We start from the raw sequence: 17,425 nt of genomic DNA, 5'->3' as shown, positions 1-17,425 counted from the left end.
TGCTATCGGACCCCGCCGGCGCGCCGCGCCACGGTGACCAGCAGCCCCCAGCACACGAGCGCCGAGAGGGCCGCTCCCACCAGGAGGGTCGCGACGCCGGCGGCATCCAGGTCGCCGGAGGTGCTCACGGCCGCGCTGCCCAGGGTCAGGCCCCGGGTCACCAGTGCCTGGGGCCACGCGTTGGCCGCCCAGTTGTCCTTCATCACCAGTGCCATGCCCACCACCAGGCCGGCGAAGCACACGGCTACCGGCGCCGCGAAGGACCGCATCCGCATGCTCAGCAGGGACTGGACGGCGATGAGGGGCTGCGCTGTGAGGACGGCGAGCAGGCACTCCGCCACGAAGGCCGACGGCGGGGCGATGCCCAGGCCGAGGCACGCTCCGACCACCCAGGTCAGGAGCATGACGGCGATCTGCATGGCGGTTACGGGCGCCGTCAGGACCAGGGTCTTGGCCGCCGAGACCGCGACCGGGCTGTGCTCGGTGGTGCGCATCGCGTTCCAGCTCGTGCCGAGGTGCTCGGGGCGCCACGACGCCGAGGCCAGCAGGGCGATGCCCAGGGAGCAGAAGAACAGGCCGTAGAAGACGAGCACCTGGGAGGTCAGGCTGCCCCACCCGTGGGACAGCTGAGACCGGTTCATCATGTAGTTGACCGATCCGGACACGACCGCCAGCACGGGCAGGATGAGGGCGACCACCCACACCGATGAGCGCCGCAGCTTGAGCGCCTCGACCGCCAGGAGCGCGGTGAAGGCGGGGCGGGTCTCGCGGGTCCTGGGCACGGGAGCAGAGGGAGCCAGGGCGTCAGTCATGGGGATCACCTCTCGATCCGGTCGAGCCGCCGGGTGGCGACGGTGAACAGGACGGCGGCCAGGGCCAGGAAGGCGGCCACCCATCCCAGGGGAGGCGCGGTGTACTGGACATCCGTCTCATGCTGCTGGACGCAGCAGATGGTCGCGTAGTAGCCCCAAGGGACCAGACGCGCGACCCAGGAGGGCGCCAGCAGCATGTAGACGGCGGTGAAGGAGCCGAGCAGGCCGACCCCCACCCCGATGAGCTGGTTCTCCCTGACGGCGGCCAGCCACACGTGGAAGGCGCACATGGCCAGGTCGACGGCGATCAGCTCGGCGGTGTACAGGGTCCAGGGGCCGGCGTCCAGCGGGACGGTGACTCCCGCCAGGCGCGCCCAGCCGATCAGGGCCAGGCTCTGGCAGGCGACGGCGGGCGCGATCACCGGGCTCAGGGCCGCCACCTTGGCCCGGCACAGCGCTCCCGGGGTGCGCCCGGCGGTGGCGAACAGCGTCCAACCCGCCCCGGAGTGCTCGATGTCGGTCTGGCGGCTGGCGAGGACTGCGGCCAGGATCGGCCCGGTGATCGCGGACATGATGGTGCAGCTCAGGAGCAGCCGCTCCCAGACGTGGGAGTCGGGTGCGGAGAAGCCCGCGCGCGCAGAGGCGGAGAACAGGCTCGTTCCCGACAGGGCGACCGTGGCGGCCACGAGCGCCGCGGCGACCGGCACGGTGCGCAGGCGCCGCATCTTGGCCAGCTCGAGCCGGACGGCCGTGAGCCGCGGACGACGGGCGAGGGGCGCGACGGCGGTCATCGCAGCGCTCATCACAGCACCCCCGCCCCGCCGGTGAGGTCCATGAAGACGTCCTCCAGGCTCTGGGGCTCCCGACGCACCTCGTGGACGACCACCCCCGCGCTCACCAGGCGGCGGACCAGCTCGGCGGCGCCGGCGGGGCTCAGGGCGGGCACGCGCACGCCCCGGCGGGTGAGCACGGCCGCGCCGGGCCCGCTCGCGGGCACGAGGCCGCCCAGGATCTCGTCACTCAGGACGGCCCGGGGCGTGGGGGTGACCACCAGCATGTCGGGCACGGAGCGCTCCATGAGCTGGGTCCGCGTGCCCTGGAAGACCAGGCGCCCGGCGGACAGGATGCCGAGCACTCCGGCCATGCGGTCGATCTCGTCGAGCAGGTGGCTGGAGACCATGACCGTGACGCCCTGGGAGGCGAGCTCGACGAGCAGACGGCGGATCTCCTCGATGCCGGCGGGATCCAGGCCGTTGGTCGGCTCGTCCAGGACGAGCAGCTCGGGCTGGCGGGCCAGGGCCATGGCGATGCCCAGGCGCTGCTTCATCCCCAGGGAGTAGGCGCGCACGAGGCGGTCCTTGTGCTCGCTCAGGCGCACCAGGGCCAGGGCCCGGTCGACCTGCCGGTCGGACAGGCCCAGCATCTTCTGCACGATCCGCATGTTCTCCGCGCCCGTGAGGTGCCCGTAGCCGGGAGGCTGCTCGATCATGGAGCCGATGCGCGCCATGAGGGGGCCGCGGCTGCGGCGGTCCAGGGGCGTGCCGAACAGGGCGATGTCGCCGCGGGTGGGCGCCAGCAGGCCCAGCAGCATCTTCATGGTCGTCGACTTGCCGGAGCCGTTGGGGCCGAGGAAGCCGTAGACGGCGCCGCGGGGCACGACCAGGTCGAGCGAGCTGACGACGGTGCGGGCGCCGCGCCGGTCGGTGAAGGTCCTGGTCAGGCCGCGAGTGGCGACGACGGCGAGGCCGGACGCCGTAGACGGCGAGAACGCCGAAGGCTCTGCGGGCCCTGCGGGCACTGCGGGAGGCGGCGCCTGGGGCGGTGAGAGGCGTGTTGTGCTCATGGCCGCAAGCCTCGCCCGGACCGGGCGCCGGGTCGTCAGGCCGCGGTCTGAACCTCGCGCCCCTTGAGAGGGCAACCCTCATACCCGGGTATGACGCCCTGGCCGACCGGCCGCCGATACGGTCCTGCCATGAGCAGGCTGACCATTACACGCGCCGCCGAGCGATCCGGGCGGTCGCCCGGCGGGCGGGGGCGCCCCGGCGTGGCCGACTTTCTCCTCGCCGCCCTCCTGGCGTACTTCTCCATATCGAATCCGCCCAGCGCATCGAGATTCAGCGGGTCCGCGACGGTGGCCGTCTTCTACGGCATCACCGCAGTGTGCTGCACGGCGATCGCGCTGCGGCGCCTGCACCCCGTCGCCTCCGTCTGCGCCATCGGGGCGGCACTGACCGGTCACCTGGTCGTCTCCGACGAGGTGTCGCTCTTGTCGATCGTGTCCTGCATGATCGCCGCCGAGACGACCCAGAGCCGCATGCGCAGACCCTGGAGCCTTGTCCTGCTCGCCCTGGTCTACGTCGGCGTGGTGCCGGCCGCCTGCCGTGCCGGCGCGATCATTGATCCCCGGGTAGCGGGAGACTTCGTCAACCGCATGCTCATACCGAACGTCACCGGGTGGGCGCTGGTCTCGGTGGCGGCGCTCATCGGCGCCGCGCGGCGCCGGGCGCGCGAGCGGGTCGAGCAGGCCCTGGAGCGGGCCGCGATCCTCCAGGCGCAGCAGGACACTGAGCGCCGGCTCGCCGTGGCGCAGGAGCGCCAGCGCATCGCCCGCGACGTCCACGACCTGCTGGGTCACTCCCTGTCGGTGACCGGCATGCAGGCCGCCGGGGCCCGGGCCGTCCTGGCCTCGGATCCGGATGCGGCCGACGCCGCGCTCGCGGTCATCGGGGAGACCAGCCGTCGGGCCGCTGACGAGGTGCGCGCCCTGGTCGACGTCCTGCGGGCCGACGAGGACCGCGCGCCTGCCGGCAGCGACGCGGACGCGCCTGCGGCCCGTCCGGGCGCGGCGCCGTCCCAGCCGCCGCGGCCGCACAGTCAGCCCGTGCCGGTCCCGGCCTGCGAGCCCGCGGACTCGCCCGGGCTGGAGGAGGTGCCCGCCCTGGTCGCCCGCGCCCGCCGCGCGGGCCTGCCGGTGCGCCTGTCGCTGTCGCAGGCGGGCGACGTCGACCCCACGGTCGGCCGGGCCGTCTACCGCTGCGTCCAGGAGGCCCTGACCAATGTCATGCGGCACGCCTCCGGGGCCCCGACCGCCGTGGCGCTGGAGGCGGGCGAGGTCCTCGACGTCGTTGTGGAGAATACGGACGCCGGCGCCCCGGGCGGGGCCCGGCGGCCCGCGGGCTGCCAGGAGCCGGTGGGATCGCGCCGCGAGGGTGCGGGCCTGGCCACCATGGCGGAGCGGCTCGCCGACGTCGGCGGGCACCTGGAGGCCGGCCCCGCGCCCGCGGGCGGCTGGCGGGTGCGCATGACCGTGCCGGCAGCGCGGGACGCCGCCCGAGAGCGGGCCGTGGGCATGAGCCGAGGGGTGGCGTGAGCGCATGAACGTGATCCGCATCGGCCTGACTGACGACGAGCCGCTGCTGACCACGGGGCTGGCCATGCTGCTGGGCGCCCAGGAGGGCATGGAGGTCGTCTGGCAGGCCACCGACGGCTACGAGACCCTGCGCCGGGCGGAGACCGACCCCGTCGACGTACTGCTCCTGGACGTCCAGATGCCCGGCCTGGACGGCCTGGCGACCACCCGCCGCCTGGTGGAGGCCGGGGCCCAGGGCCGCATCGTCATCCTGACCACCTTCGACACCGACGGCTACGTGCTGGGCGCCATCGAGGCCGGGGCGGCCGGGTTCCTGCTCAAGAACACCCCGCCGAAGCGGCTCATCGAGGCGGTGCGCACCGTGCACGCCGGGGACTCGGTCATCTCGCCGGGGCCGACCCGCCGCCTGCTGACCGCCGTGCGCTCGGGCCGCGCCGACGGGGGCCGGGAGGCGGGCGCCGCGCAGGCGCAGCCGACCCCCGAGCGGCTCCCCGCCGACCTGACCGGGCGCGAGCGGGAGGTGCTGGGGCTGGTCGCCGCGGGCCTGACCAACCAGGAGATCTGCGACCGGCTGTGGCTGAGCATGCCGACGGTCAAGACCCACATCTCGCACCTGCTGGCCAAGACCGGCGCGCGCGACCGCGTCCAGCTGGTCCTGGTGGCCCTGCGCACCGGCGTCGTGACCCTCGACGACGTCCTCGCCCGCCCCTGACACCGAGAGCGGTTCACTTCCGCGTCGGGATCGGTCCAGTTCCGCGTCGGGATCGGTTCGGGTGCGACGCCGGGTCACACCGGTCGGCCGGGCGCAGGGCGGCAGCCCTCATCGCGGCCACGAACTCGCGCAGCCCGGCCGTCATCGCCTCCAGCTCGGCGTCGCGGACCGGCGAGCCGGGGGGTGCGGCGAGCAGCGCCGGGGCGTGCGCCTCGACGATCTTGACGGTCGCCGAGCCGCTGATCGCCCCGTCGGCGCCGGCCGCGATCGCCTCGGCGACCTGGTCGGGCCGCGAGATGCCGAAGCCCAGCATGACCGGGGCAGCCGCGTCGGCGCGCAGGCGGGCCACCGACTCGGCCAGGCCGACGGTGGAGGAGACCTGCTCGGTGCCCGTCACGCCGACGCGTGAGACCGCGTAGACGTAGCCGCGCGAGGAGGCCGCCACCGCGTCCAGCGTCCGGGCCGAAGCCGACGGCGGGGCGATGTACACCGCGTCGATCCCGGCCGCCTCGGCCGCGGCAGAGAAGGCCGGCGACTCGCGCACCGGCACGTCGGGCAGCAGCACCGAGTCGATGCCCGCGCCCGCGCACCGGGTGTAGAACTCCTCCAGCCCCACGGAGAAGGGCACGTTGCCGTAGATGAGCATGCCGATGGGCAGGTCGGGGTGGCGCCCGCGGACCCGGGAGACCACGTCCAGGCAGGCGGCGAAGCCGGCGCCCGCCGCGAGCGCCCGGATGTGGGCGCGCTGGATCGTGGGGCCGTCGGCGACCGGGTCGGAGAAGGGGATGCCCAGCTCCAGGGCGTCGGCGCCGCCGTCGACGAGCGCCTCGACGACTGCCTCGGACAGCGCCGGGGTTGGGTCGCCCACCATGACGAAGGGCACGAAGGCGCCCCGGCCGGCGGCGGCCAGGCGCTCGAACATTGCGGGGTAGCGGGACATCTCAGCCCTCCTGCCTGGTCAGCGACAGGTACTCGGTGCGCTTGCCCATCTCCTCGACCATGGCCGCGGCCCGCGCCACCGCCGAGTCGGAGGTGAACGAGCCGCCCAGGCGCATGCGGACCTGATCCAGGTCCTTGTCGCCCCGCCCGGACAGGCACACCAGCAGGTGCGGCGCGGGCGCGCCCGGCGGGGTGGCCCGGGCGATCGTGAGGGCCTGGGCCAGGGCGTGGGCAGACTCCAGGGCCGGGACGATGCCCTCCCAGCGGCTCAGCAGCTGGAAGGCCTCGACGGCCTCGTCATCGGTGACGCCCACGTAGCGGGCCCGCCCGGTGTCGGCCAGCCAGGCGTGCTCCGGGCCCACACCCGGGTAGTCCAGGCCCGCGGACACCGAGAAGGACTCCTCGACCTGCCCGTCGGGGGTGCGCATGAGGTAGGAGCGCGCCCCGTGCAGGATGCCGACGGTGCCGTTGCTGATGGGGGCGCCGTTGCGGGGCGTGTCCAGGCCCTCCCCGGCGGGCTCCACGCCGATCAGCCCCACCTCGGCGTCGTCGATGAACTCGCTGAACATGCCGATGGCGTTGGAGCCCCCGCCCACGCAGGCGATGACCTCGTCGGGCAGGCGGCCGGTCAGGGCGAGCACCTGGGCGCGGGCCTCCCGGGAGATGCACCGGTGGTACTCGTGGACGATAGTCGGGAAGGGGTGGGGGCCCGCGGCCGTGCCCAGCAGGTAGTGGGTGGTGGCGAAGGAGGCCGTCCAGTCGCGCAGCGCCTCGTTGACTGCGTCCTTGAGGGTGCCCGCGCCGGAGGCCACCGGCACGACTCTCGCCCCCATGAGCTCCATGCGCTCGACGTTGGGGGCCTGGCGCACCGCGTCGGTGGCCCCCATGTAGATGGTGCACTCCAGGCCCAGCAGCGCGCACACCATGGCGGTGGCGGTGCCGTGCTGGCCGGCGCCGGTCTCGGCGATAATGCGGGTCTTGCCCATGCGGCGGGCCAGGAGCGCCTGGCCCATCACCTGGTTGCCCTTGTGGGCGCCGCCGTGGACCAGGTCCTCGCGCTTGAGGAAGATGCGGGCCCTGCCCTGCCGGGGGAGGTTGCGCAGCTCGGTGACGGGGGTGGGCCGGCCCAGGTAGCGGGTGAGGAGCTCGTCCAGCTCGGCGGCGAAGGCGGGGTCGGCCCGCGCCTCGATGAAGGCGTCCTCGAGCTGGTCGAGGGCCGGAATGAGCAGCTCGGGCACGAGCTGCCCGCCGTAGGGGCCGAAGTAGGCGCTCAGGCGCGGGTGGGCACGGCCCCCGCTGTCGGCCCCGCCGGCCTCGTCAGTGCCGTCAGTGCTGTCAGTGCTGTCAGTGCTGTCAGTGCGCTCGCGCGACTCGCCCCCGGCCCCGGCGGCGGGGGAGCAGCCGGGCACCGGCACGGCGGTGGCGAGCGCCCGGGCGGCCGCCGTCGGGTCCGGGGCGCTGGACAGGGCTGAGCCGACCAGCAGCGCATCGACCAGCCCGGCCAGGCGGCGCACGTCGTCGGCCCTCTCCACGCCCGACTCCCCCACCAGGACCACCCCGGGTGGAGCCAGGGGCGCGTACTCCTCGGTGCGGGAGATGTCGGTGGCCAGCGTACGCAGGTCGCGGTTGTTGATGCCGATGACGGCGGCGCCCAGGGACGCGGCCCGGTGCATCTCCTCGGGGGCGGAGACCTCGGTGAGGACCTCCATGCCCAGCCGGTGGGCGAGCGCGGCCAGCTCGGCGTAGACGTCGTCGGGCACCACGGAGAGCATGAGCAGGATCGCATCCGCGCCCAGCGAGCGAGCGGCCAGCACCTGGACGGGGTCCACGATGAAGTCCTTGCACAGCACCGGCACGTCCACCGCGGAGCGCACCGCGGCCAGGTCGTCGAAGGACCCGTTGAAGCGGTCCGGCTCGGTCAGCACCGAGACGGCCGAGGCCCACGGGGCGTAGGCGCGCGCCAGCGCCGCCGGGTCGTAGTCGGCGCGCAGCGTCCCGCGCGAGGGCGAGGCCGACTTGCACTCCATGACCAGGGCCGGTCGGGGGGTGGCGCCCGCGCCCGAGCGGGTGCGCAGGGCGCCCGTGAAGGAGCGCCGGGAGCGGGGCAGGTCCGCCTCCCGCAGGCGGCCGAAGCGCTCCCGCAGCTCGGGGATGCGCCCGCGGCGGGCCCGGACGATGGAGTCCAGGACCGTACCCGACACAATGAGGCGCTCGTCGATCCTGCGGCGCTCGGGGCGCCCGTCCGCGGAGGAGTCGGAGACGGCGGCCACGGCGCCGCTCATCGGGCCCGCTCCCCGGCGCCGTCGGCGGCTGCCGGACCGGCGGCGCCGCTCTTGATCATGGACTCCAGGTGCTCGGCCACCCGCCCGACGGCCAGCTGGTCCAGGGCCATGTGTGCGCCGTCGGCCAGGTTGTCGGCCGGCCCGGCCAGATACAGCAGGGCGCCGGCGTTGACGGCGATCGCGTCGCGGTGGGCGGGCTCGCCCCGCCCGGCGAAGACCTCCCGCAGCAGGCGGGCGTTCTCGGCCGGCTCCCCGCCGAGCACGTCGGACAGCTCCCAGCGGCGCACCCCCAGCGCCTCGGGGGTGACCTCGTAGGCCTTGACGCCCCGCGGGGTCGCCTCGCGCACCCGGGTCGGGCCGTGCACGGCGATCTCGTCGGTGCCCGAGCCGTGCACGACGAGGGCCCGCTTGCGCCCCAGGCGCACCATGGCCTCGGCGATCATGTCGAGCATGCCCGGGTCCCACACGCCCATGAGCTGGTAGGTCAGGCGGGCGGGGTTGAGCAGGGGACCCAGCACGTTGAAGATCGTGGGAGTGGCCAGCGCCCTGCGGATCGGCGCCACATGCCTCATGGCCGGGTGGTAGGCCTGGGCGAACAGGAAGACGAAGTGGTCGCGGGCCAGGATCTCCACCGCCTCCTGCGGGCTCAGGTTCAGGGGCAGGCCGAGCGCGGCGACGACGTCGGCGGCCCCCGTCCGCGAGGACACGGCCCGGTTGCCGTGCTTGGCCACCGAGATCCCCATGGAGGCCGCCACGATCCCGGCGGCGGTGGAGATGTTGATGGTGCCCGCCCCGTCGCCGCCGGTCCCCACGACGTCGACCAGCGGGAAGGTCACCTCGGGGAAGGGTCGGGCGGCGCGCCGGAAGGCGCTGGCCGCCCCGGCGACCTCGTCGGCGGTCTCCCCGCGCGAGTGCAGGGCGGCCAGGAGGGCGGCGGTCTCGGCCTCGGACAGGTCTCCGGCGCCCAGGGCGGCGAAGACGACGCCGGTCTCGTCCTGGGTCAGCCGCTCGCCCTGGATGACGGCGCGCAGCAGGCGGTGCGCGTCCTCGGAGTCGGCGACGGGGGCGCCCGCAGGGCTTGCGGCGCTCCCGGTATGCATGGCGTTGTTCTCGGCGGGTGCGGGGGCCATATCTGTTCTCCTCGTGGCTGGTGGGTGGTCCGTGACAGGTGGTGGGGCCTGCGCCGCTGGGCTCAGGCAGACCGGGCGCCGGCGAGCTCGCCGGCGAGCGAGCGCAGGATGTCCGGCCCGTAGGGGGTGAGCACCGACTCGGGGTGGAACTGCAGCCCGACCACCGGGGCGGTGGCGTGGCGGGCGGCCATGACGACGCCCGCGCCGTCGGCCTCGATGGTGCGGGCCAGGCAGGTCAGCGGCGGCGGCAGCTCGCGGGCGCCCAGGGAGTGGTAGCGGGCGACGTCCAGGGGACCGCCGGCCAGGACGGCGAAGGCGGCGTCGGCGCGCCCGGCGGCGGTGACCTCCACGCGCACCGACCGGCCGTGGACCGGGCCTACCCGGCCCACGGCGCCCCCGCAGGCCTCGACGATCGCCTGGAACCCCAGGCAGATGCCGAGCGCGGGGATGGGGCCGGCCAGCGCCGCCGCCACCAGTTCCATCAGGCAGCCGCTGGCGCGCGGGTGTCCGGGCCCGGGCGACAGGCACAGGACGGGACGCTCGCCTCGGTCCGCCTCGGCCCGCGTGGGCTCCAGGGCGCCCAGCACCCTGGCGGCGGGCACCGTGTTGCGGTAGACCTCGATGCCGGCGCCGAGCACGGCGAGCTGGTCGACGAGGTTGTAGACGAAGGAGTCGCGGTTGTCGAGCAGGATGACGCGCATCTCAGGCCTCCTCACCGGCCCCGGCCCCGGCCGCCTCGGAGTCGATGACGAGCGCGGCGTCCTGGGCGGCGGCGACGGCGGCGAGCACCGCGCCGGCCTTGTGAACGGTCTCGGCGGCCTCCATGGCGGGCACGGAGTCCGCGACGACGCCGGCCCCCGCCTGCACGAGGGCCCGGCCGCCCGACACGAAGGCGGAGCGGATGACGATGCAGGTGTCGAGCTCGCCGTCGCCGCGGATGTAGCCGACGCTTCCGCCGTAGGAGCCCCGGCGCACCCCCTCGGCGGCGCGGATGAGCTCGGCCGCGCGCAGCTTGGGGGCGCCGGTGAGGGTGCCCATGGTCATGGAGGCCCGGAAGGCGTCCAGCGCGTCCAGGTCGGGGTCGAGCTGCCCGGAGACCTCGGAGACCAGGTGCATGACGCGGCTGTAGCGGTCCACGCGCAGCAGGTCGCCGACCCGGCGGGTGCCGGGCGCGCTCACCCTGGCGACGTCGTTGCGGGCCAGGTCCACCAGCATGACGTGCTCGGCGACCTCCTTGGCGTCGGTGCGCAGCTCCAGCTCCAGGCGGACGTCCCGTTCGTGGTCGAGGCTGCCGTCGCGGTTCAGGCCGCGCGGCCGGGTGCCGGCGATGGGGCGGATGGCGACCCGCCCGGTGGCCGCCGAGTGCAGCAGGGCCGACTCGGGGGAGGCGCCCAGCAGCTCGAAGCCCGGGGCGCCGACATAGAACATGTAGGGGCTGGGGTTGGTCTCGCGCAGCCGGCGGTAGGCGGCCAGGGCGTCGGGGCAGGGCAGGGTGAAGCCGCGGGCGGGCACCACCTGGTAGACCTCTCCGGCGGCGATCGCCCCCTTCAGGTTCTCGACGACGGCCGCGTAGTCGGCGTCGGAGTGGGTGGGCACGGCGTGCACGACGGCGCCCGGCGCGCTCGCGGAAGAGCCGGCCGGGCTGCCGCTCCCGGCTGCCCCGGGGCCGTCGATGGCGGCGGCGATCGCGTCCAGGCGGGTCGCGAGGCCCGCGGCGTCCACGGAGGAGCCCACGAGGGTCGCCTCGCGCGTGGGGTGATCGATGACCAGGATGATGCGGGCGTCGTAGAAGAGGTAGTCGGGGCAGGTGTTGTCCCCCATCGCCACCTCAGGCAGGGTCTCGAAGGTCGCCAGGTAGTCGAAGGCGACGACGCCGGCCACCAGCGGCAGGTGGGGGTGGTCCACCTCGGCGCCCGCCAGGATCCGCAGGGGCTCAATGGTGGAGCGGGCGGTCAGGCGGGCGCGCTCCTCCAGGGAGCCGTCGTCGGGCGCGGCGGGGATCGTCAGCGTGAGGGCCGCCGGGCCCTCCGGGGATGCGGGGGCGTCGGAGGTGACGTACTCGCCCAGCTCCTCGCGCAGGCGGGCCAGGGCGGCCCGGCCGTCGGCGGCGGCCCGGGGCAGGGCCTCGACGACGACGGCGTCCCCGGTGCAGGTCAGCCGGGTGGAGGCCTCCAGGACGGCGACGGTGGTGCGCGAGGTCTTGGTGGCGACATCGGCGCTCTCCAGCAGGACGGCGTCCACGGGGCGGGGCCCGCCGGGGGCGCCGTCGGTCGTGGCGATGAGACCGGCGCGGGCGAGGCGGGCGAGCAGCAGCCCGCCGTCGCCGTGGTAGCGCACCGGGCGCGTCAGCACCGTCGGTGCTGTCGGTGGGGAGGGGGCCATGGGGTGCCTTCCTGTCGGTGCCACCAGGACCCGCCTCCGGATACGCGAAGAGCCCGCCTGATGGCGAGCTCTGTCGTTCGTGTTCCGCTCACGCGGCGCTGGTGGCTCGCCCATCGGGGAGCCACCACCACTGGAAGGTGCGGAGCGCTGTCACGAGGCCGAGGGTAGCGCCTGGCGCGTGCGCGGCCAAATCATGCGGTCCGCATATGAGACGGACGAGACGGCCAGGACGACCAAGAGGGCGCAGAACGGTTGCAGAACCGGGAACGGCGCTGCACCGAAGCCCGTGGTCTCCTGCGCGTCTCCTGATCCGGCCGGCCGGATCAGAGTCCTGTCCGCAGACCCTCAGCCCAGGTGCTCGCGCACCTCGTCCACGTCCTTGTCCCCGCGGCCCGAGAGGTTGACCAGGATGAGGGGCCCGTCGTCGGCCCCGGCGCGCTCGCGGTGCTCGCGGGCCATCTTCAGGGCCTGGGCGACGGCGTGGGAGGACTCCATGGCGGGGATGATGCCCTCGTGGCGGCTGAGAAGTCCGAAGGCCTCGACCGCCTCCGCGTCCGTGATCCCCATGTAGGTCGCCCGGCCCGTGTCGGCCAGGTGTGCGTGCTCGGGGCCCACCGAGGGGTAGTCCAGGCCGGCCGAGACCGAGTGGGAGGGCAGGACCTCGCCGTCGTCGGAGAGCATGACGTAGGAGCGGGTCCCGTGCAGGACCCCGGTGCGCCCCGCGCAGATGGGGGCGCCGTGGAAGGGCGTGTCCAGGCCCCTGCCGGCCGGCTCGACGCCCACCAGGGCCACGTCGGCGTCTCCCAGGTAGGCGGCGAACGCGCCGATGGCGTTGCTCCCGCCTCCCACGGCGGCCACGACGGCGTCGGGCAGGCGGCCCGCCCGCTCGGCGACCTGTCGGCGGGACTCCTCGGAGATGACGGACTGGAAGTAGCGCACGATCGTGGGGAAGGGGTGCGGACCGGTGGCCGACCCCAGCACGTAGAAGGTGTCGTCCAGCTGCTCGCACCACCGTCCCAGGGCCACGTCGATGGCGTCCTTGAGACCCGCCGCTCCCTGGGTCACGGGCACCACGGACGCGCCCAGGAGCTCCATGCGCTCCACGTTGGGGCGCTGACGGGCGACGTCGTGGGCGCCCATGTAGATGGTGCACTCCATGCCCAGCAGGGCCGCCACCATGGCGGTGGCGGTGCCGTGCTGGCCGGCGCCGGTCTCGGCGATGAGGCGCCTCTTGCCCATGCGGCGGGCCAGGAGGGCCTGCCCCAGGGTGTTGTTCCCCTTGTGGGCGCCGCCGTGGACCAGGTCCTCGCGCTTGAGCAGGATCCGGGCGCCGCCGCCCAGGGGCAGGTTGCGGCACTCGTAGACGGGGGTGGGGCGGCCCAGGTAGGTGGCGCGCAGCTCGTCGAGCTCGGCGCGGAAGGCCGGATCGGCGACGGCCTCCACGAAGGCGGCCTCGAGCTCGTCGAGGGCGGGCAGGAGGAAGTCGGGGACCTCCTGGCCGCCGAAGCGCCCGAAGAAGGCCGGCAGGATCGTCTCGCGCGGTACGTCCTCGCCGGGGGCGGGAGCGGTGTAGCCGGGGGCGTCGGGTCCCAGTGGACCGCTGGGGGCACGGCTGGCGGTGGGGGCGGAGCCCGGAAGCGTTGTCGTCACCCCTGGGACGGTAGGGACGGGCCGCGCCCAGCGCAAGTCGCGTCCCGGCCGACGGCGCCCACCGCGCAGTGGGCCGGCGCAGCCCCCGGGGGAGGGGACCCGGTCCGGCAGGCCGATGCCGTGGGGGACGGAGGCCCGGGCACTGCGGCCGCGGCCGGGCGGAGCCGCCCGATCCACCTCACAGGCCCGCCCCTGCACCGGGCTGGGGTCCGGAGGCGCCCTCGTGGGAGACTGGTGCCCAGACCCACGCCCCTTGAGGAAGAGCCAGGAACCGATTCACGTGTCACCGATCCCCACGCCAGAGCAGATGAGCGCCGTCCAGCCCGCCGCGACCGAGCAGGCGCGGCTGCGCAACTTCTGCATTATCGCGCACATCGACCACGGCAAGTCCACCCTGGCCGACCGCATGCTCCAGGCCACCGGCGTCGTCGCCCCCCGCGACATGCGCGCCCAGTACCTGGACCGCATGGACATTGAGCGCGAGCGCGGCATCACCATCAAGTCCCAGGCCGTGCGCATGCCCTGGGCCGTCACCGGCCCCGACGGCGTCGTGCGCGCCTACGCCCTCAACATGATCGACACCCCCGGGCACGTGGACTTCTCCTACGAGGTCAACCGGTCGCTCGCCGCCTGCGAGGGCGCCGTCCTGCTCGTTGACGCCGCCCAGGGCATCCAGGCCCAGACCCTGGCCAACCTCTACATGGCCATCGAAGGGGACCTGACCATTATCCCGGTGCTGAACAAGATCGACCTGCCCGCCGCCGAGCCCGAGCGGCACGCCGAGGAGATCGCCTCCCTCATCGGCTGCGGCGAGGAGGAGGTCCTGCGTGTCTCCGGCAAGACCGGCCAGGGCGTCCCCGAGCTGCTCGACCGGATCGTCGAGGCCGTCCCGGCGCCTGCGGGCGAGACCGGCGGCGCCGCCCGCGCCATGATCTTCGACTCCGTCTACGACAGCTACCGGGGCGTGGTCACCTACGTGCGGGTCGTCGACGGCGCCCTGCGCCCCCGCGAGCGCATTGAGATGCTGTCCACCGGGGCCGTCCACGACCTGCTGGAGATCGGCGTCATCAGTCCCGAGCCGGCGCCCACCCGGGGCCTGGGCGCCGGCGAGGTCGGCTACCTCATCACCGGGGTCAAGGACGTGCGCCAGTCCAAGGTCGGCGACACCGTCACCACGGCCGCCGCCCCCGCCGTCGAGCCCCTGGCCGGCTACCAGGACCCCAAGCCCATGGTCTTCTCCGGCCTGTTCCCCGTTGACGGGTCCGACTTCCCGGCCCTGCGCGACGCCCTGGACAAGCTCAAGCTCAACGACGCCGCCCTGACCTACGAGCCGGAGACCTCGGTGGCGCTCGGCTTCGGCTTCCGCTGCGGCTACCTGGGGCTGCTGCACCTGGAGATCATCCGCGAGCGCCTGGAGCGCGAGTTCGGGCTCGACATCATCTCCACCGCCCCCTCCGTGGTCTACGAGGTCACCATGGAGGACCGCGGCTCTCACACGGTGACCAACCCCAGCGAGTTCCCCGAGGGCAAGGTCCTGGACGTGCGCGAGCCGGTCGTGCAGGCCACGATCCTCACCCCGGCCGAGTACGTGGGCACCGTCATGGAGCTGTGCCAGTCGCGGCGTGGCACCATGAAGGGCATGGACTACCTGTCCGAGGCCCGCGTGGAGATGCACTACACGCTGCCGCTGGCGGAGATCGTCTTCGACTTCTTCGACGCCCTGAAGTCGCGCACCCGCGGGTACGCCTCCCTGGACTACGAGATGGACGGCGAGCAGAGCGCGAACCTGGTCAAGGTCGACATCCTCCTCAACGGGGACAAGGTGGACGCCTTCAGCGCCATTGTCCACAAGGACGCCGCCTACTCCTACGGGGTCATGATGACCAAGCGCCTCAAGGAGCTCATTCCGCGCCAGCAGTTCGAGGTGCCCGTCCAGGCGGCTATCGGCACGCGCATTATCGCCCGCGAGACCATCCGCGCCCTGCGCAAGGACATGCTCGCCAAGTGCTACGGCGGGGACATCTCCCGCAAGCGCAAGCTGCTGGAGAAGCAGAAGGAGGGCAAGAAGCGCATGAAGGCCATCGGCCGCGTGGACGTGCCCCAGGAGGCCTTCGTCGCGGCGCTGGGGGCCGACCAGCCCACCGGCAGGGACAAGAGGTAGCAGGAGGCGAGGTGGATGGGGTCACCAGTGGCAGATCCGGCCGCGGCGGGCCCCGACGGCGCCCGCGGACTACGTGGAGGAACCATGACCGACCAGCAGATCAACGGCGTCCCGGTGACCTCCGGGACCCTGGAGGCAGCCATGAACGACGACGGCGCGAGCCTGGGCGACCTGCCACTGGCTCGGGACCTGGGCCTGCCGCACGCCGGAGCCGACGGGCGGCACGCCGACGAGCCCTCGCCCTTCCACGACGGCGACCTGGTCGGGGTGCTCGGAGCGGTCTGCGTGGCGACGCGCATGCGCCCCGACGCCGGCGAGGCGGGGCGGTCCGCCATCGGCAAGGCTGTAGCCGATGGAGCCGACGGGCCGGTCGAGGTCACCCGCACCGGCCTGGTCGGCGACGCCCACGGCGACCGGGTCCGCCACGGCGGGGAGTCCAAGGCCCTCTACGTCATGGACGCCGCCGAGCAGGCGCACTGGAGCCGGGTGCTCGGCGGGATCGAGCCCGGGAGGCTGGGGGAGAACATCCTCATCGTCCCCGGCGCTCTGGGTGGCATCGACGACGTCGAGCTGGGCGCGATCCTCTCCCTCGGCGATCCGGCGGCCGGCGGAGTGCGGGTGCGCGTCACCGGCGTGCGCAACCCCTGCCCCACCTTCGCCCGAGGAGTGGGCCGCGCCGACTGGGTCGAGGTCTTCTCGGCGAGGGCCCGGGTGGGCGTCTACCTGTCGGTCCTGTCCGAGGGCGCGGTGCGCACCGGCGACGAGGTCCGGGTCGTCTCCTCCCCGGGCCACCGCGTGACCTGCACGCGCTGGTTCGCCCACCACGACCCGCGCGACGCCCAGGCCCTGCTGAGCTCCGAGATCTTCGGCAACTGCGTCATCGCGCCCTACACCAAGAAGTACGTCCGGGCGGCCGCCCACGAGCAGGTCGGCTGAGGGCCGGCAGGACGAACCATGATCCAGAAGCACCCCGCCCGGTCCCACGCCATCCACTCCCGCGTGCGCTCCTTCTCCAGGGCCGGCGGACGCCTGACAGACGGCCAGGCGCGCGCCCTGACGAAGTACGGCGGCCGCTACGTCCTGAACATCCCGCGGGCCGACGCCATCCGGACCGTCGCCGGCTCCTTCCGCCTGGATCCCGAGGCGGCCTTCGCCCACCCCGGCCAGATGCGCCCGCTCATCGTCGAGGTCGGCTCCGGCGGCGGGGAGGCGATTCTCCCGCACGCCGCCGCGCACCCGGGCATCGACCACCTGGCCGTCGAGGTGTGGGAGACCGCGATCGCCAAGCTCGTGCGGGGGGCGGCCGAGCTGGGCCTGCACAACCTGCGGGTCGCGCCCGCCGACGCCTCCCAGCTGCTCGCCACCGCCCTGCCGGTGAGCTCGGTGAGCGAGGCGTGGGTCTTCTTCCCCGACCCGTGGCGCAAGCCCCGCCACCGCAAGCGGCGCCTGGTCAGCGCGGCCTTCGCCGACTCCGTCGCCCGGGTGCTGCGCCCCGGCGGCGTGTGGCGGCTCGCCACCGACTGGGCGGACTACGCCTGGCAGATGCGCGACGTCCTCGAGGCCGTCTCCGCCCTGCCCGCGGGCATCGAGCCGGACATGACCGAGCCCTACTTCCGCTACGACGACGCCGGTGCCCGCCCGGAGCTGGGCGCCGAGACCGCCGTCGAGGGGAGCCTGGGCAACGGGCCGGACCCGGGGTCCCCGGCGGGCGTGCGCGGGGGCTGGTCGGAGCGCTTCGCCGGGCGGGCGATGACCCGCTTCGAGGACAAGGGCATCCGCGCCGGGCGCACCGTCCGGGATCTGTGCGCCGTGCGCACCAACATGCCGTGGCGTCCCGAGCTGCGCGAGCCGCTGCTCCAGATCCTTCAGCGCGAGAGCGCCGAGCAGGACGCACGTGACGGAGCCGAGGAGAGGACCTTCCTGCGATGATGAGCACCACCACCGACGGCGCCGGGCGCATCCCCCGGCCGACCGCGAGGGAGACGAC

14 protein-coding genes are annotated in these 17,425 nt (G+C 74.2%); 5 read left to right on the top strand and 9 right to left on the bottom strand.

Annotated features, from left to right (window positions below; translation table 11 throughout):
- Positions 1 to 2: 2 nt before the first annotated feature.
- The 3 genes from O145_RS02385 to O145_RS02375 are packed head-to-tail and all read right to left on the bottom strand — an operon-like array spanning position 3 to position 2,655.
- On the bottom strand, positions 3 to 812 hold the full coding sequence (locus tag O145_RS02385; protein WP_052374570.1) for an ABC transporter permease: 810 nt from the start codon (positions 810 to 812) through the stop codon (positions 3 to 5).
- A gap of 5 nt (positions 813 to 817) precedes the next feature.
- The gene (locus O145_RS02380; protein WP_084682313.1) at positions 818 to 1,615 is read right to left on the bottom strand and encodes an ABC transporter permease; all 798 of its coding nucleotides are present in this window, start codon (positions 1,613 to 1,615) and stop codon (positions 818 to 820) included.
- A complete protein-coding gene (locus O145_RS02375) occupies positions 1,615 to 2,655 on the bottom strand; it encodes an ABC transporter ATP-binding protein (RefSeq protein ID WP_084682312.1) in 1,041 nt (346 codons plus the stop codon). Before O145_RS02375 ends, O145_RS02380 begins: the two co-directional genes overlap by 1 nt.
- A 129-nt stretch (positions 2,656 to 2,784) precedes the next feature.
- Here O145_RS02375 and O145_RS02370 point away from each other — a divergent pair, with 129 nt between their 5' ends.
- Positions 2,785 to 4,182 carry a sensor histidine kinase gene (locus tag O145_RS02370; RefSeq protein WP_043559207.1) on the top strand — a complete coding sequence of 466 codons (1,398 nt, stop codon included), beginning with the start codon at positions 2,785 to 2,787 and terminating at the stop codon, positions 4,180 to 4,182.
- A gap of 10 nt (positions 4,183 to 4,192) precedes the next feature.
- The gene (locus O145_RS02365; RefSeq protein ID WP_229118302.1) at positions 4,193 to 4,894 is read left to right on the top strand and encodes a response regulator; all 702 of its coding nucleotides are present in this window, start codon (positions 4,193 to 4,195) and stop codon (positions 4,892 to 4,894) included.
- 13 nt (positions 4,895 to 4,907) lie between these two features.
- On the opposite strand, the gene trpA is transcribed toward O145_RS02365, so the two are convergent.
- The 6 genes from trpA to trpB (O145_RS02335) all read right to left on the bottom strand — a co-directional run bounded on the left by trpA (position 4,908) and on the right by trpB (O145_RS02335) (position 13,277).
- Positions 4,908 to 5,834, bottom strand: coding sequence for a tryptophan synthase subunit alpha (trpA, locus tag O145_RS02360; protein ID WP_084682311.1), 927 nt, complete (start codon positions 5,832 to 5,834; stop codon positions 4,908 to 4,910).
- Between the two features lies 1 nt (position 5,835).
- A complete protein-coding gene (gene trpB / locus O145_RS02355; RefSeq protein ID WP_043559200.1) occupies positions 5,836 to 8,115 on the bottom strand; it encodes a tryptophan synthase subunit beta in 2,280 nt (759 codons plus the stop codon).
- The gene (gene trpD / locus O145_RS02350) at positions 8,112 to 9,245 is read right to left on the bottom strand and encodes an anthranilate phosphoribosyltransferase (RefSeq protein ID WP_411265937.1); all 1,134 of its coding nucleotides are present in this window, start codon (positions 9,243 to 9,245) and stop codon (positions 8,112 to 8,114) included. The genes trpB (O145_RS02355) and trpD overlap by 4 nt, the downstream gene beginning before the upstream one ends.
- 62 nt (positions 9,246 to 9,307) lie before the next feature.
- Entirely contained in the window at positions 9,308 to 9,946 is a 639-nt protein-coding gene (locus O145_RS02345; RefSeq protein WP_043559198.1) for an anthranilate synthase component II, read from the bottom strand.
- 1 nt (position 9,947) lies between these two features.
- Positions 9,948 to 11,627, bottom strand: a complete 1,680-nt coding sequence (locus O145_RS02340; RefSeq protein ID WP_043559195.1) for an anthranilate synthase component 1 — start codon at positions 11,625 to 11,627, stop codon at positions 9,948 to 9,950.
- Positions 11,628 to 11,972: 345 nt separating this feature from the next.
- Positions 11,973 to 13,277, bottom strand: a complete 1,305-nt coding sequence (gene trpB / locus O145_RS02335; RefSeq protein WP_043559192.1) for a tryptophan synthase subunit beta — start codon at positions 13,275 to 13,277, stop codon at positions 11,973 to 11,975.
- A gap of 280 nt (positions 13,278 to 13,557) precedes the next feature.
- Between trpB (O145_RS02335) and lepA the strand changes: the two genes are divergently transcribed.
- The 3 genes from lepA to trmB all read left to right on the top strand — a co-directional run bounded on the left by lepA (position 13,558) and on the right by trmB (position 17,367).
- Entirely contained in the window at positions 13,558 to 15,438 is a 1,881-nt protein-coding gene (lepA, locus tag O145_RS02330) for a translation elongation factor 4 (RefSeq protein WP_043559189.1), read from the top strand.
- Positions 15,439 to 15,522: 84 nt separating this feature from the next.
- Positions 15,523 to 16,374, top strand: a complete 852-nt coding sequence (locus O145_RS02325) for an MOSC domain-containing protein (RefSeq protein WP_052374556.1) — start codon at positions 15,523 to 15,525, stop codon at positions 16,372 to 16,374.
- Between the two features lie 18 nt (positions 16,375 to 16,392).
- The gene (gene trmB / locus O145_RS02320; RefSeq protein ID WP_043559186.1) at positions 16,393 to 17,367 is read left to right on the top strand and encodes a tRNA (guanosine(46)-N7)-methyltransferase TrmB; all 975 of its coding nucleotides are present in this window, start codon (positions 16,393 to 16,395) and stop codon (positions 17,365 to 17,367) included.
- Positions 17,368 to 17,425 lie beyond the last annotated feature (58 nt).

The sequence above is a fragment of the Actinomyces israelii DSM 43320 genome, from assembly GCF_000711965.1.
GTDB classification, from domain to species: domain Bacteria; phylum Actinomycetota; class Actinomycetes; order Actinomycetales; family Actinomycetaceae; genus Actinomyces; species Actinomyces israelii.
Note: the sequence above shows the minus strand (reverse complement) of the source record. Positions and strands in the feature narration are given on the sequence as shown.

What these genes read in the sequence shown, in the direction of transcription:
- trpD (WP_411265937.1), bottom strand. Translation starts at nt 9,245, where the DNA reads ATGGCCCCCGCACCCGCCGAGAACAACGCCATGCATACCGGGAGCGCC.
- O145_RS02370 (WP_043559207.1), top strand. Translation starts at nt 2,785, where the DNA reads ATGAGCAGGCTGACCATTACACGCGCCGCCGAGCGATCCGGGCGGTCG.
- trpB (WP_043559200.1), bottom strand. Translation starts at nt 8,115, where the DNA reads ATGAGCGGCGCCGTGGCCGCCGTCTCCGACTCCTCCGCGGACGGGCGC.
- O145_RS02380 (WP_084682313.1), bottom strand. Translation starts at nt 1,615, where the DNA reads ATGAGCGCTGCGATGACCGCCGTCGCGCCCCTCGCCCGTCGTCCGCGG.
- O145_RS02345 (WP_043559198.1), bottom strand. Translation starts at nt 9,946, where the DNA reads ATGCGCGTCATCCTGCTCGACAACCGCGACTCCTTCGTCTACAACCTC.
- O145_RS02385 (WP_052374570.1), bottom strand. Translation starts at nt 812, where the DNA reads ATGACTGACGCCCTGGCTCCCTCTGCTCCCGTGCCCAGGACCCGCGAG.
- O145_RS02325 (WP_052374556.1), top strand. Translation starts at nt 15,523, where the DNA reads ATGACCGACCAGCAGATCAACGGCGTCCCGGTGACCTCCGGGACCCTG.
- O145_RS02340 (WP_043559195.1), bottom strand. Translation starts at nt 11,627, where the DNA reads ATGGCCCCCTCCCCACCGACAGCACCGACGGTGCTGACGCGCCCGGTG.
- trmB (WP_043559186.1), top strand. Translation starts at nt 16,393, where the DNA reads ATGATCCAGAAGCACCCCGCCCGGTCCCACGCCATCCACTCCCGCGTG.
- O145_RS02375 (WP_084682312.1), bottom strand. Translation starts at nt 2,655, where the DNA reads ATGAGCACAACACGCCTCTCACCGCCCCAGGCGCCGCCTCCCGCAGTG.
- trpA (WP_084682311.1), bottom strand. Translation starts at nt 5,834, where the DNA reads ATGTCCCGCTACCCCGCAATGTTCGAGCGCCTGGCCGCCGCCGGCCGG.